Source organism: Micromonospora sp. NPDC050200, from assembly GCF_040656135.1.
Classification (GTDB): domain Bacteria; phylum Actinomycetota; class Actinomycetes; order Mycobacteriales; family Micromonosporaceae; genus Micromonospora.
In genome coordinates this window covers 21,858-35,523 of the sequence record NZ_JBFALG010000016.1, presented here as the reverse complement: position 1 = coordinate 35,523, position 13,666 = coordinate 21,858, and the positions used below count along the sequence as shown (strand labels likewise).

The window sequence follows — 13,666 nt, the reverse complement described above, 5'->3', positions numbered from 1 at the left end:
GAGACCTTCATCGCCGGTACGCGACGACGCGACCGGCCCGGCCCGCCCGGAGTAGCTTCAGTGACATCGCCCAGCACCACCCTGAGCCTGGTCGACACCGACCCCGCAGAACTCGCCGTCGACGCGATCGTGATCGGCGTGCACAGCCAGACCGGAGAGCAGGACGCCACCAGCGGCCTCGCCGGCACCCTGCTGCTCGCCAGCGGCGCGGAGAGCATCGCCGCCGCCTTCGACGGCAAGCTGACCGAGACGCTGGCGCTGCTCGGCGCGACCGGCGCTCCGGGCGAGGTGACCAAGCTGGCCACGCTGGGCACCGTCACCGCGCCGATCGTCGCCGCGGTCGGGCTCGGCCCGGAGCCCACCGGCGCCGCCCCCGCCCCGGAGACGCTGCGCCGGTCGGCCGGCGCCGTCGTCCGGGCGCTCGCCGGCGCGGCCCGGGTGGCGCTGACCCTGCCGCTGCCCGACGACGCCGACGCCCCGGCCGCGCTGCGCGCGGTCGCCGAGGGCGCGCTGCTCGGCGGCTACCGGTTCGCCGGCTACAAGACCAAGCCGCAGCCGACCCGGCGCGCGCCGGTGGCCGAGGTGCTGATCGCCGTGCCGGACGCCGGCGACGCGACCGCCCGCGGCGAGATCGACCGGGCGGCCGCGGTGGCCGGTGCGGTGCGTACCAGCCGGGACTGGGTGAACACCGCCCCGAACGAGCTGCGTCCGCCGGCCTTCGCCGAGGCCGTCGCCACCGCCGCCCGGGCGGCCGGGCTCGGTGTCGAGGTGCTGGACGAGGCGGCCCTGGCCGCCGGCGGCTACGGCGGGATCATCGCCGTCGGGCAGGGCTCGGAGGCCCCGCCGCGCCTGGTCAAGCTCACCTGGACCCCGGAGGGCGGGGCGAACGGCAAGCGGGTGGCGCTGGTCGGCAAGGGCATCACCTTCGACACCGGCGGCATCTCGATCAAGCCGGCCCAGGGCATGTGGGAGATGAAGTCGGACATGGCCGGGGCGGCTGCCGTCGGTGCCGCGATGCTGGCGGTCGCCGCGCTGAAGCCGTCGGTGGCAGTGACCGCGTACCTGCCGATGGCGGAGAACATGCCGTCGGGCACCAGCTACCGGCCGGGCGACGTGATCACCATGTTCAACGGCAAGAAGGTGGAGGTGCTCAACACCGACGCCGAGGGCCGCATGATCCTGGCCGACGCGATGGCCCGGGCCTGCGCGGACGGCACCGACTACCTCTTCGAGACCTCCACCCTGACCGGTGGGCAGGTCATCGCGCTGGGCAAGAAGATCGCCGGCGTGATGGGCACGCCGGAGCTGTGCGAGCGGGTCAAGGCCGTCGGCGAGTCCGTCGGCGAGCCGGCCTGGCCGATGCCGCTGCCGGACGACGTGCGCAAGGGCATGGACTCCGACGTCGCGGACATCTCCCAGGTCAACGCCGGCATGGACCGGGCCGGGCACATGCTCCAGGGCGGGGTGTTCCTGCGCGAGTTCGTCACCGAGGACGTCGCCTGGGCGCACATCGACATCGCCGGCCCGGGCTACCACTCGGGCGAGGCGACCGGCTACTGGACCAAGGGCGGCACCGGCGTCCCGGTCCGCACCCTGGTGCAGTTGGTCGAGGACGTCGCCGCCAACGGCTGACCCACACCCGACACCACGACGGGGCGCCTCCCACCAGGAAGGCGCCCCGTCGTCATGCCCCCACCCCACCCCACCCCAAGATCCACGCACTTTCACGGAAAGAGTGGCTGTTCGGCGCGGAACAGCCACTCTTTCCGTGAAAGTGCAGCCACCCGGGGCAACGGGGGGGTGGGCGCGGGGGGCGGGGGTCAGAAGAGGTCGGGGCGGCGTTTGCGGCGTTCGTTGTAGTCGCGCATCCGCTGGGGGTAGCCCATCAGGCGGACGTCGTAGACCGGGATCGCCAGCCGGTGGGCGAAGCGGCGGGCGCCCTCCGGGCCGTCGACGCGGCGGCGGGTCCACTCCCCGTCGTCGGCGATCAGGATGACAGTGGTCTCGGTCACCGTCGTCCGTGGCTCGATGTACGCCTCGACGCCGCGCCGGGTCCGGACGAAGTTCTCAAGATGGTCCAGATCAGCCCGGTCGGTAGGGCGACCGCCGCTGACCGCGCCCGTCTGCTTGCGTCGCCGAAACAGCCCCACCGACACTCTCCTCCCCCGTCCGTCATCGAAGACGGTGCCAAGAGTACGTGCCGGCGACGTGTCGTTGGGCACCTCAGTACGCGCTTCGCATGCCCTAGTGACAAGATGACCGAGGTGGGGTGTGTCCCTGTTACCCCACCGTGACCCCCGATGCAGCGACGCGACCTGGGAGTTGGACGTGAGCGAGCCGAACGAAGCGACCTTCGACATCGTCATTCTCGGAGGTGGCAGCGGCGGCTACGCGGCGGCGCTGCGTGCCGCCCAGCTGGACCTCTCGGTCGCGCTGATCGAGAAGGGGAAGCTGGGTGGCACCTGCCTGCACAACGGCTGCATCCCCACCAAGGCGCTGCTGCACGCGGCGGAGATCGCCGACCAGACCCGCGAGTCGGAGCAGTTCGGCGTGAAGGCCGAGCTGGTCGGCATCGACATGGCGGGGGTGAACTCGTACAAGGACGGCGTGATCGCGCGGCTCTACAAGGGCCTCCAGGGGATGCTCAAGAGCAACAAGGCGATCACCGTCGTCGAGGGCCACGGCAAGCTGGTCGGCAAGAACGTCGTCGAGGTCGACGGCAAGCGCTACACCGGCCGCAACGTGATCCTGGCCTCCGGCTCGTACGCCAAGAGCCTGCCCGGCCTGGAGGTCGACGGCGAGCGGATCATCACCAGCGACCACGCGCTGACCCTGGACCGGGTCCCGGCGTCGGTGATCGTGCTCGGCGGCGGCGTGATCGGCGTCGAGTTCGCCAGCGTGTGGAAGTCCTTCGGCGTGGACGTGACGATCGTCGAGGCGCTGCCCCGCCTGGTCGCCGCCGAGGACGAGGAGTCGTCCAAGGCGCTGGAGCGGGCCTTCCGCAAGCGGAAGATCAACTTCAAGGTCGGCAAGCCGTTCGAGAAGGTCGAGAAGACCGGGAACGGCGTGAAGCTGACCATCGCCGGCGGCGAGACCGTCGAGGCCGAGCTGTTGCTGGTCGCCGTCGGCCGTGGCCCGAACACCGCCAACCTCGGGTACGAGGAGCAGGGCGTGAAGATGGACCGCGGCTACGTGCTGACCGACGAGCGGCTGCGCACCAGCGTGCCGAACGTCTACGCCGTCGGCGACATCGTGCCCGGCCTCCAGCTCGCCCACCGCGGCTTCGCCCAGGGCATCTTCGTCGCCGAGGAGATCGCCGGCCAGAACCCGGCCGTGATCGACGAGGCCGGCATCCCGCGGGTCACCTACTCCGACCCGGAGCTGGCGTCGGTGGGTCTGACCGAGGCCAGGGCCAAGGAGCAGTACGGCGCGGACAAGGTCAAGAGCTACAACTACAACCTGGGTGGCAACGGCAAGAGCCAGATCCTCAAGACGGCCGGCTTCGTGAAGCTGGTCCGGGTGGAGGACGGCCCGGTCGTCGGCGTGCACATGGTCGGCGCCAGGGTCGGTGAGCTGGTCGGCGAGGCGCAGCTCATCTACAACTGGGAGGCGTACCCGGCCGAGGTGGCGCAGCTCGTGCACGCCCACCCGACGCAGACCGAGGCCCTGGGCGAGGCGCACCTGGCCCTGGCCGGCAAGCCGCTGCACGCGCACGCCTGATCGAGAATTGATTCCGCGGCGTCCGGCGGCAGACGGGCGAGATCGCACCAGGGGAATGAAGGAGTCTTAAGAGATGCCGGTATCGGTCACCATGCCTCGGCTCGGCGAGAGCGTCACCGAGGGCACCGTCACCCGCTGGCTCAAGCAGGAGGGTGACACCGTCGAGGTCGACGAGCCGCTGCTGGAGGTGTCGACCGACAAGGTCGACACCGAGATCCCGTCCCCCGCGGCGGGCGTGCTGAGCCGGATCGTGGTCGGCGAGGACGAGACCGCCGAGGTGGGCAGCGAGCTGGCCGTCATCGCCGGTGAAGGCGAGCAGGCCGGTGGCGGCGCGGCCGCCCCGCAGCAGCCGGCCGCGCCGGCCGCCGAGCCGACGGCCGCCGCGGCGGGCCCGGAGCCCGAGCAGGAGCAGGCCGCCCCGCAGCAGCCGCCGGCCCCGGCCGCCCCGGCGCCGTCGGGCGCGGGCACCCCGGTGAAGATGCCGGCCCTGGGCGAGAGCGTGACCGAGGGTACGGTCACCCGCTGGCTCAAGCAGGTCGGCGAGACCGTCGAGGTGGACGAGCCGCTGCTGGAGGTCTCCACCGACAAGGTCGACACGGAGATCCCGTCCCCGGTCGCCGGCACGGTGCTGGAGATCAAGGTGGCCGAGGACGAGACCGCCGAGGTCGGCGCCGACCTGGCGATCATCGGCGCCGCCGGGGCAGCCCCGGTCGAGGCGAAGCCGAAGCCCGAGCCCAAGGCGGAGGCCAGGCCCGCGCCGAAGCCGGAGCCGAAGGTCGAGGCCAAGCCGGAGCCCAAGGTCGAGGAGCCGACCCCGGGCATGTCGTACAACGAGCCGGCCGCCGAGGCGGAGATCGCCGCCCAGCCGGCGAAGGCCGAGCAGGCCGCCCAGCCGGCCGGGCCGAGCGCGCCGCCGCAGCGTCCGTCCGCCCCGGTGCAGGGTGGCGGCGAGGAGGCCGCCGGTTACGTGACCCCGCTGGTCCGCAAGCTGGCCGGCGAGCACGGCGTGGACCTCTCCTCGGTCAACGGCACCGGCGTCGGTGGCCGGATCCGCAAGCAGGACGTGCTGGAGGCGGCGGAGAAGGCCAAGGCGGCCAAGGCGCCGGCTCCGGCGCAGCCCGCCGCCGCGGCGGCCCCGGCCAAGCCGGCCGCCGCCCGGCCGCAGCCGAGCGCGAAGCGCGGCACCACCGAGAAGCTGCCCCGGATCCGGGCGACCATCGCCAAGCGGATGCAGCAGTCGCTGCACGAGATGGCGCAGCTGACCACGGTGATCGAGGTGGACGTCACCAAGATCGCCAAGCTGCGGGCGCAGGCCAAGGAGTCCTTCCAGCAGCGGCACGGCGTCAAGCTGTCGTTCCTGCCGTTCTTCGCCCTGGCGGCCATCGAGGCGCTGCAGACCTACCCGGTCGTCAACGCCAGCATGGACCTGGAGGCCGGGACGATCACCTACCCGGACGCCGAGCACCTGGGCATTGCGGTGGACGCCGAGCGCGGCCTGATGGTGCCGGTGGTGCACAACGCCGGTGACCTCAACCTCGGCGGCCTCGCCAAGCGGATCGCCGACCTGGCCGAGCGCACCCGGGCCAACAAGATCAGCCCGGACGAGCTGGCCGGCGCGACCTTCACGCTGACCAACACCGGCAGCCGGGGCGCGCTCTTCGACACCCCGATCGTGCCGTCGCCCCAGTCGGCGATGCTCGGCACCGGTGCCGTGGTCAAGCGCCCGGTCGTGGTCAACGACCCGGAGCTGGGCGAGGTCGTCGCGGTCCGCTCGATGGTCTACCTGGCCCTCTCCTACGACCACCGGCTGATCGACGGCGCCGACGCGGCCCGTTTCCTGGTCGCGGTCAAGGAGCGGCTGGAGGGCGGCAACTTCGAGGCCGACCTCGGCCTGTAACTCCCACGCGCGAGGGGCGCCCCGGTCGCACCGACCGGGGCGCCCCTCGTCGTCGCGCCCCTGACTCAGACCGACCGGATGCCGAGCCGCCGGTGGACGGCCTGCGGCACCGCACGGCAGCGTGCGGCGATTCGCCTCTGCGCACGGCGGACGCTGCGAGAGTGGACGGGTGGGCAGCGGGTGGTGGGGATTGCGGAGGCTGCTGGGGCCGGCTGTCCCCGTGGCCCCCGGCACCCGGGTGGACCGCTTCGAGATCTTCTTCGACCTGGTCTTCGTCTTCTCGTTCTTCATCATCACCCGGGCCACCGCCGCCCAGATCACCGGCTCGTCGTTGCTGCACGGCATGCTGGTGCTGGCGGTGCTCTGGTGGACCTGGGTGGTGCACAGCGTGGTGGCCACCCGGGTCCGGCTCGGCCAGGGGTTCGTCCCGGTGCTGATGGTCATCGGGATGGCGGCGCTCTTCTGCTTCGCGCTGGCCCTGCCGCAGGCGTTCGCCGGTCACCGTGCGGGCGCGGCCGGGCCGGTGGTCGCGGCGGTCAGCTACGTGGTGGTCCGCGGGGTGCACCTCATCCTCTACCTGCACGTCGTGCAGGACAATCCGAACGAGCGCCGGCAGGTCACCCGGTTCGCCCCGGAGATGGCGGTGAGCACCCTCCTGCTGCTCGGCGCGGCGCTGATCCCGTCCCGGATCAACGACCCCGGGGTGGCCGGGCTGGCCCGGGACGGTCTGTGGCTGGCGGTGGTGCTGCTCCAGTACTCGACCGGGCTCATCGGCGGCACCTGGGGCTGGGGGGTGACCTCGGCCGAGCACTGGACGGAACGCTACGAGTTCATCCTGATCATCGCGCTGGGCGAGTCGGTCATCTCGGTCGGCGTCGGCAGCAACCTGCTCGGCCAGCCGCCGACCTGGCCGGCGGTCTCCGCGGCGGTGCTGGGCATCTTCTTCACCGCCGCGCTCTGGTGGGCCCACTACGACGTGATCGGACCGGCCGCCCGGATCGCCCTGCACGCCGCGGAGGGTCCGCCCCGGGTGGCGATGGCCCGGGACGCGTACGCGTACTTCTACCTGCCGATGATCGCCGGGATCATCCTGTTCGCCCTGGGCGCCGAGGGGATCGTCGCCGACATCGCCAATCCGTCGGAGGAGCTCGCGGAGGCGGCGCACGGCCCCGACGTACCCCTGCTCTTCGGTGGGGTGATCTGCTACCTGTGCGGGAACATGCTGTTCCAGTGGCGCACCCTGGGCACGGTCTCCTGGACCCGGGTGGGCACGGTGCTCCTGCTCGCCGTCGGCATCCCGGTCGGCGCCCAGCTGCCCGGGCTGGCCGCCCTCACCCTGCTGACCGCGATCTGCGTGGGGCTGGTGGCGGTCGAGGTGGTGACCATGGCGAGTTCCCGGGACGCGCTGCACGAGCTGGTCTTCCACGAGAAGACCAGCCACGAGGCGCACGAGGCGGCCTGGCGGGCCCGCTGGCACGAGGACGGGACGGACGACACGGGCACCTCGACGTAGGGTCACCGGCAGCGTCGCGGTGCGCCCGGCGAACTGAGGATTCGCCGGTCAGCAGAATCAGCCCGTCCGGGCTGGCCGGCGGGGGCCCCGGCGGCGCAGGCTGGCCCGGTGACCGTCTTCTCCCTCCAGGCCACCCCCGCCGACGCGGCGAGCTGGCTCGACCTGGCCCGCCGCGCCGAGGCCGCCGGCTTCGACGCGCTGCTCGCCTCCGACCACCCCGGCGACGTGACGTCGCCGTTCGTGGCGCTCGCCGCCGCCGCGGCGGTGACCTCGACGATCGGCCTCGGCTCGTACGTGTCGAACCTCGGGGTCCGCGAGCCGATGCTGCTCGCCGCCGACGTGGCCACCCTCGACCTGGTGTCCGGCGGGCGGGCCCGGCTGGGCGTCGGCGCGGGCCACACCCCGGCCGAGTGGCGGGCTGTCGGCCGCGAGCGCCCGGACGTGGCCGGTCGGGTCCGCCGTTGCGTGGCCGTCGCCGAGGCGGTCCGCGCCCTGCTCGACGGCGACGAGGTCACCGTGGACTCCCCCGAGCTGGCCGTCCGGGGCGCACGGCTGACCGCGCCGCGCCCGGTCCAGGACCGCATCCCGCTGACCGTGGGCACCGCCAACTCCACGCTGCTGCGCTGGGCCGGCGCGCACGCCGACGTGGTGGGGCTGACCGGCTTCGGGCGTACCCGGGAAGACGGCCACACCCACGACGCGCGCTGGCGGGCCGACCAGATCGAGGCGCAGCTGGCCCACGTCGCCGCCGGCGCGGCCGGGCGGGACGACCCGCCGGCGCTGGAGGCGCTGGTGCAGCGGGTGGTGGTCACCGACGACGCCGAGGCCGCCGCGGCGCAGCACGCGCGCGACGTCGGCCTGACCGTCGCCGAGCTGCTGGCCACGCCGTTCGTGCTGATCGGCACCTCCGACGAGATCGTCGCGGCGGTCGCCGAACACGAGCGCCGCTGGGGCGTCACCCGCTTCGTGGTACGCAAGGACGCGCTGGAGCCGCTCGTCCCGGTGCTGGCCCGGCTGTCCTGACCCGTGGCCTGGGCGGGCCGGGAGCGTCGGCAGCTGACCCGCCGGGCCCGGGACCAACCGTCTCATCGAGACGCTTTGGAGCTGATGACGTGAACGATTCAGGCTCGACGAGCGTCAACCGCCGTCCGCCTGATGCGTTGACGTCATCAGCTCCAAAGCGGCCGGACCACCTCCCGGACCCGGGCGCCGGGCGAGTGAGGCTGATGGATCAGCGACAGACCCAGCCGGGGGTACGGGTGATCCGGCCGTCGCCGCGTTCGACGCAGAGCTCCCCCGTGCCGTAGTCGACCCAGTAGCTCTGGCTCGGCCAGACCAGCACGGGGCGCTCCAGGATGAACCACTCCACCCGGTCCAGCAGGACCAACCGTTCCGCCGTCACCCGCTCCCGCACGCGCAGAAACCTATCCTCGGGATCACACCCGGGTGGATCCGCCACCCCCGATCGAAAGCGGTATGGCTCTCGTCCACTCGTACATCCGACGATCGCGGTGGAACGTCAGCAGGTCGACGTGGTCGAGCGTCAAGGAGACCGGTTCGGCGTGGATCTCACTCAACGCTTTGGCGATCGGCTCCGCGTCCTGCTCGGCGTTCGAGTAGGCCAGGCTGACGTGCGGCCGGTACTCGACCGGAGGCCGTGCCGGCTGCTCGACCCGATCGTCTCCCAGAACCTCGGCCACGGCGTGACGTACGACATCGCGCAGGCTTCTGATTGGCTCGGACGGGTCAGCGGGTAGATAGACCGCCTCCGGCCGGACGACAGGCCGGTGAAAGGTCACCGTTGGTGGGGTCAGCGCCCCGAGCCGGCGCTGGACCAGGTCCCTCAGCTCGCTGAGCTCAACGTCCGTGACCTCGTCAACGAAGCCGATCCCCTGCATGGTCAGGTGAAGCCAGACAGCCGGTATCAGGTCGAGCGTGCGGAACTCTGCGAGGCTGGCCTGATAGCTCTCGACCAGCCGAACCAGTTCAGCGTGCCGGCTCATGCTGAAGTGGCAGGCATAGAAGTGCTGGCCCGGCTGCCATCCGGGTCGCCACCACCAGTGATCGCGCATCCTCTCGACATGCTCGATCTCGGCCATCGCGCCTCCCGGCTTGGCTAACGGATGGTGCAACGCAAGGTCGTCTTGCGTGGCGGCTTCCCGATCATGTCCATGTCGATTCCAGGACGCCGAGGCACGAGGATGAAGCCGGGTCTTGGTCGTAACCGACGACCTTGTGGCGGGGCCACGCCCTGCTCCCTTGTAAGTACTGGTCAATAGCCAGCCTCGCTGCACTGCACCCGCAACGGTCAGCGTTCGCCACTTTCGGGCGAGCGCTCAGCGACAAACACGCCGAGGCCGTGCACACCCTCAACCAGCCCCTGGGTCTGGAGCACGAGGATGGCTTGGCGCACCACACCGGCCGACACGCCGTGCTCCAGCCGAAGCTGAGCGGTGGACGGCAACTTGTCGCCGGGTTCGAGTTCTCCGGACGCAATCTGCTCGCGGATGAGATCCGCTAGCTGCGCCCACTTGGGTTTGGCGGGCATATGGGCTCCCTGGTCTGCACCCGCCATTTGATCACAAGCAACATTGCAAGACAAGTACGGACTACTCCGTTGACTTTGCCAAACTAGTCTGACAAAGTTCCCCTCGACCGGCTCCCTGGTCTGCAAGCCCGGAGCTGGTCAACCCGAAGAACGCACCCGGCCGACCGCCCCCGGAGGTCGGCCGGGTGCCCAACCCTGCCCGTGAACGGCACGTCGAGCTGGCCCGGGGTGGGTGCTGGGCTCCGGCCGCCGCGCAACGGCTGTCCCCGCCCGCCTCGGCGCCGCAACCCCGATCATCGAGAGGAAGGCGTTACGCGTGCAGCCCCTGGTCAACGAGCCGGTCGACGCGGTGGAGAAGGTGCTCGGTGAGCTGCCGATGCCTCAGTACGTGACGGGCGAACACGTGCGGACGGCGGTCCAGGCGGTGGTGGTGCACTCCCCCGAGTCCTGGCCGGCCGGGCCGATGTGCCGCAGCGACCGCACCCCGTACCCCTGCCGCCTGCACCGCTGGGGCCGGGCAGTGCTGCGGTCCCGCGGCCTCTCCGAGCGGGCGGTCGACGAGCTAGCGGCCCGCGCCGAACGGCAGCTTCGCGTACCCGAAGGGCGGCGCTGAGGTGTGGCCGGGCCGGCGGCGCAACGACGCGCCGGTGCCGCTCGGGCCGAGGCATCGGCGGACCTGGCGGCGCGGGCGGCGCTGGTGCTCGTGCGGCCTGCGCTGGACCGCGTGCCCTGACCGGCACGCGACCGTCCCGACCGAGCCGCCCGCGCCACCGCCGAACACCCGCTGGTGGGACGAGGTGACCCGGGCCAACCCGCAGGTCGGCCGGGCGGGCTGGCTCACCCCGGCGCAGACCTGGCGGGCCAACGGCGGCCGGTGGTGAGCCGGCTGCACCTGCCGCTGCGACCGCTCTGGCTCTGCCGGGCCTGCGCCGCGCCCTGGCCGTGCGCGACCGCGCGACTCACCCTCGTTCAGGAGTACGCGCACGACCGGGTGGCGCTGCTGGTCTACCTGGGTGGGCTGCTGCACGACGCGGCCGGTCAACTGCACACCCTGAACCCGCACGACGCTCCCGAGGCGGCACAGCTCTTCGACCGCTTCCTCGGCTGGGCACGTATCCGCCGATCGCACGCAGACTCGCCCCAACACCCCATGTCGGAGGCGGGGGCCACAGCACTAGCCTACGAAGGTCAACTCGACACAGCCGACGGCGTGGGGACCGAGCTACGTGATCACTGGTGAACTGAAGAGCAAGATCGACCGCGTCTGGGACGCCTTCTGGTCGGGGGGCATCTCCAACCCGCTGGAAGTGATCGAACAGATCACCTACCTGCTCTTCATCAAGCGCCTGGACGACCTGCACATCCTCGAAGAGGAGAAGGCGAGCCGCACCGGCAAGCCGATGGAGCGCCGGATCTTCCCCGAGGCCTGCGACGACCAGGGGCGCAAGTACGACGAGCTGCGCTGGTCGCATTTCAAGGACGCCGCACCGGGCGCGATGTTCGAGATCGTCGGCGAGCGGGTCTTCCCGTTCCTGCGGACGCTGGGCGGCGACGGGTCGACCTACTCGCAGCACATGAAGGACGCCCGGTTCACCATCCCCAACCCGGCGCTGCTGTCCCGCGTGGTCGACATGCTCGAGGGCATCCCGATGAAGGACCGGGACACCAAGGGCGACCTGTACGAGTACATGCTCGGCAAGATCGCGACCGCCGGCCACAACGGGCAGTTCCGCACCTCGCGGCACATCATCCAGCTCATGGTCGAGATGACGGCCCCGACGCCGAACGACGAGATCTGCGACCCGGCCTGCGGCACCGCGGGCTTCCTGGTCGAGGCCGGAGAGTACGTCCGCCGCACCTACCCCGACGTGCTCTTCGACTCTGTGCAGCGCAAGCACTTCCACGAGAGCATGTTCCACGGCTTCGACTTCGACGGCACCATGCTGCGGATCGGCAGCATGAACATGCTGCTGCACGGCGTGGAGAACCCCGACATCCGCTACCGGGACTCACTGGCCGAGAACGTCAGCAACGAGTCGGAGAAGTACTCGCTGATCCTGGCCAACCCGCCCTTCGCCGGCAGCCTCGACTACGAGAGCACGTCCAAAGATCTCCAGCGGATCGTCAAGACCAAGAAGACGGAGCTGCTCTTCCTCGCGCTCTTCCTCCGACTGCTCAAGCCGGGCGGCCGGGCGGCGGTAATCGTGCCGGAGGGCGTGCTCTTCGGGTCGAGCAAGGCGCACAAGGAGCTACGCCGGATGCTGGTCGAGGATCAGAAGCTCGACGGGGTGGTGAAGCTACCCAGCGGCACCTTCAGGCCCTACTCCGGGGTCTCCACGGCGATCCTGTTCTTCACCAAGACCAACAGCGGCGGCACCGACAACGTCTGGTTCTACGAGGTGACCGGCGACGGCTGGAGCTTGGACGACAAGCGGACGCCGCTGCTGCCGGCCGAGAAGCTCGGCCCGGTGCCCGACGTGGCGCTGGCCGAGGACGAGCACGCCAAGAACAACCTGCCGGACGCGCTGGCTCGCTGGTTCCGGCGGGACGGTGAGGAGTTGCAGCGGGCGCGGACCGAGCAGAGCTTCTGCGTGCCCAAGGCCGACATCGTCGAGCAGGGCTACGACCTCAGCCTCAACCGCTACAAGGAGGTCGTCCACGAGGAAATCGAACACCATGCACCGCTGGAGATCATGGCCGACCTCGAACGCTTGGAGTCCGAAATCCAGCAGGGCATGTCCGACCTGAAGGCGATGTTGGGATGACAGCAGCAAACGCCTCGAAGCTTGCAGACATCGCTTTGATCAATCCGAAGTTGGTCAAGCGACCAGCAAACGACGAACTCATCTCGTTCGTTCCCATGTCGGCAGTCGACGCTGGGACTGGAACCACCGAAAGCGGCGAGGACCGGCCATTCGGTGAAGTCAGCAAGGGCTACACCTTCTTCGACGACAAAGACATCTTGGTCGCGAAAATTACGCCTTGCTTTGAAAACGGCAAGATCGCTCAAGCAGGGCTCCACCATCGAACTGGCGTTGGTTCGACGGAATTCCATGTAATCAGGCCAGATTCCTCGCAGCTAGAGGCGCGCTACCTTCTTCACTTCCTGCGCAAGCCCGCGATCCGTCTAGCGGGCGAACGACGGATGACCGGGAGTGCAGGGCAGCGGCGAGTGCCGGAGGCGTTCCTCGCTGGCCTCTCGATACCGACGCCTCCACTCGATGAGCAGCGGAGGATTGCGGAGGTGCTGGATCGGGCGGACGAGCTGCGCGCCAAGCGCCGCGAAGCCCTCGCTCACCTCGGCGATTTGACCCAGTCCATCTTCCTCAACATGTTCGCCACATCTTCGGCAGATGCTTGGCCGGTGACCACCGTGGCAGAGGTAGCCCGTGACAGCAAAAGTGCGATTCGAACAGGCCCATTCGGTAGCCAGTTGCTGCACAGCGAGTTTGTAGAAGCGGGCGTTGCTGTTCTAGGAATCGACAACGTCGTAACGAATGATTTCCGTTGGGGCGAACGCAGATTCATCACTGAACAGAAGTACAGCCAACTTGCCCGCTACACCGTGCAGCCAGGCGATGTGCTGATCACTATCATGGGCACATGCGGTCGCTGCGCTGTCGTGCCTCCGGACATACCCAGGGCGATCAACACCAAGCACCTCTGCTGCATCAGTCTGGATTTCAACCGATGCCTCCCGGAATTCCTGCACGCATACTTCTTGACGCATCCCATCGCCCGCCGTTACCTCACGCAGACAGCCAAGGGGGCAATCATGGCGGGCCTGAACATGGAAATCATCAAGGCGTTGCCCGTCTTATTGCCTCCGATCTCGCTGCAACGGGAGTTTTTGGGACGCCTCAGCGCCGTCAAGAAAGTCAAGGAATCGCACCAGACGAGCCTGGCCGAGTTGGACGCGTTGTTCGCGTCGTTGCAGGATCGGGCCTTCCGGGGGTTGCTCTGACGTGAGAGGATCGAGGGCTGCTGT

Annotated in this window: 14 protein-coding genes; 10 read left to right on the top strand and 4 right to left on the bottom strand. The window is 70.1% G+C overall.

What is annotated here, in order from left to right:
• Positions 1-60: 60 nt before the first annotated feature.
• The gene (locus AB0I41_RS13375) at positions 61-1,632 is read left to right on the top strand and encodes a leucyl aminopeptidase (protein WP_357106043.1); all 1,572 of its coding nucleotides are present in this window, start codon (positions 61-63) and stop codon (positions 1,630-1,632) included.
• Between the two features lie 188 nt (positions 1,633-1,820).
• Here the strand turns inward: AB0I41_RS13375 and AB0I41_RS13370 are convergent, their stop codons facing one another.
• On the bottom strand, positions 1,821-2,150 hold the full coding sequence (locus AB0I41_RS13370) for a hypothetical protein (RefSeq protein WP_357106041.1): 330 nt from the start codon (positions 2,148-2,150) through the stop codon (positions 1,821-1,823).
• 178 nt (positions 2,151-2,328) lie between these two features.
• Between AB0I41_RS13370 and lpdA the strand changes: the two genes are divergently transcribed.
• From lpdA to AB0I41_RS13350, 4 genes are all read left to right on the top strand, one after another.
• A complete protein-coding gene (gene lpdA / locus AB0I41_RS13365; protein WP_357106038.1) occupies positions 2,329-3,720 on the top strand; it encodes a dihydrolipoyl dehydrogenase in 1,392 nt (463 codons plus the stop codon).
• A gap of 73 nt (positions 3,721-3,793) precedes the next feature.
• Positions 3,794-5,617 (top strand): 2-oxoglutarate dehydrogenase, E2 component, dihydrolipoamide succinyltransferase, encoded by a 1,824-nt coding sequence (gene sucB / locus AB0I41_RS13360; protein ID WP_357106036.1) that lies wholly within the window; start codon positions 3,794-3,796, stop codon positions 5,615-5,617.
• Between the two features lie 220 nt (positions 5,618-5,837).
• Positions 5,838-7,130 (top strand): low temperature requirement protein A, encoded by a 1,293-nt coding sequence (locus AB0I41_RS13355; RefSeq protein ID WP_357106033.1) that lies wholly within the window; start codon positions 5,838-5,840, stop codon positions 7,128-7,130.
• Positions 7,131-7,238: 108 nt separating this feature from the next.
• On the top strand, positions 7,239-8,153 hold the full coding sequence (locus AB0I41_RS13350) for an LLM class flavin-dependent oxidoreductase (RefSeq protein ID WP_357106030.1): 915 nt from the start codon (positions 7,239-7,241) through the stop codon (positions 8,151-8,153).
• A 208-nt stretch (positions 8,154-8,361) separates the two neighbouring features.
• Here AB0I41_RS13350 and AB0I41_RS13345 read toward each other — a convergent pair whose 3' ends face one another.
• The 3 genes from AB0I41_RS13345 to AB0I41_RS13335 all read right to left on the bottom strand — a co-directional run bounded on the left by AB0I41_RS13345 (position 8,362) and on the right by AB0I41_RS13335 (position 9,678).
• Positions 8,362-8,544, bottom strand: a complete 183-nt coding sequence (locus tag AB0I41_RS13345) for a hypothetical protein (protein WP_357106027.1) — start codon at positions 8,542-8,544, stop codon at positions 8,362-8,364.
• Positions 8,545-8,566: 22 nt separating this feature from the next.
• Positions 8,567-9,229: a 2'-5' RNA ligase family protein gene (locus AB0I41_RS13340; protein WP_357106025.1), complete on the bottom strand. Its 663-nt coding sequence runs from the start codon at positions 9,227-9,229 to the stop codon at positions 8,567-8,569.
• Positions 9,230-9,438: 209 nt separating this feature from the next.
• Positions 9,439-9,678: a winged helix-turn-helix domain-containing protein gene (locus tag AB0I41_RS13335; RefSeq protein ID WP_357106022.1), complete on the bottom strand. Its 240-nt coding sequence runs from the start codon at positions 9,676-9,678 to the stop codon at positions 9,439-9,441.
• A 316-nt stretch (positions 9,679-9,994) separates the two neighbouring features.
• On the opposite strand from AB0I41_RS13335, the gene AB0I41_RS13330 reads away from it, so the two are divergent.
• The 5 genes from AB0I41_RS13330 to AB0I41_RS13310 are packed head-to-tail and all read left to right on the top strand — an operon-like array spanning position 9,995 to position 13,642.
• The gene (locus AB0I41_RS13330) at positions 9,995-10,291 is read left to right on the top strand and encodes a hypothetical protein (RefSeq protein ID WP_357106019.1); all 297 of its coding nucleotides are present in this window, start codon (positions 9,995-9,997) and stop codon (positions 10,289-10,291) included.
• 34 nt (positions 10,292-10,325) lie between these two features.
• The gene (locus AB0I41_RS13325) at positions 10,326-10,559 is read left to right on the top strand and encodes a hypothetical protein (RefSeq protein WP_357106016.1); all 234 of its coding nucleotides are present in this window, start codon (positions 10,326-10,328) and stop codon (positions 10,557-10,559) included.
• Entirely contained in the window at positions 10,556-10,918 is a 363-nt protein-coding gene (locus AB0I41_RS13320) for a hypothetical protein (RefSeq protein WP_357106014.1), read from the top strand. Before AB0I41_RS13325 ends, AB0I41_RS13320 begins: the two co-directional genes overlap by 4 nt.
• Positions 10,905-12,443 carry a class I SAM-dependent DNA methyltransferase gene (locus tag AB0I41_RS13315; RefSeq protein ID WP_357106011.1) on the top strand — a complete coding sequence of 513 codons (1,539 nt, stop codon included), beginning with the start codon at positions 10,905-10,907 and terminating at the stop codon, positions 12,441-12,443. The genes AB0I41_RS13320 and AB0I41_RS13315 overlap by 14 nt, the downstream gene beginning before the upstream one ends.
• Positions 12,440-13,642, top strand: coding sequence for a restriction endonuclease subunit S (locus AB0I41_RS13310; RefSeq protein WP_357106008.1), 1,203 nt, complete (start codon positions 12,440-12,442; stop codon positions 13,640-13,642). Before AB0I41_RS13315 ends, AB0I41_RS13310 begins: the two co-directional genes overlap by 4 nt.
• The last annotated feature ends 24 nt before the right edge of the window (positions 13,643-13,666 follow it).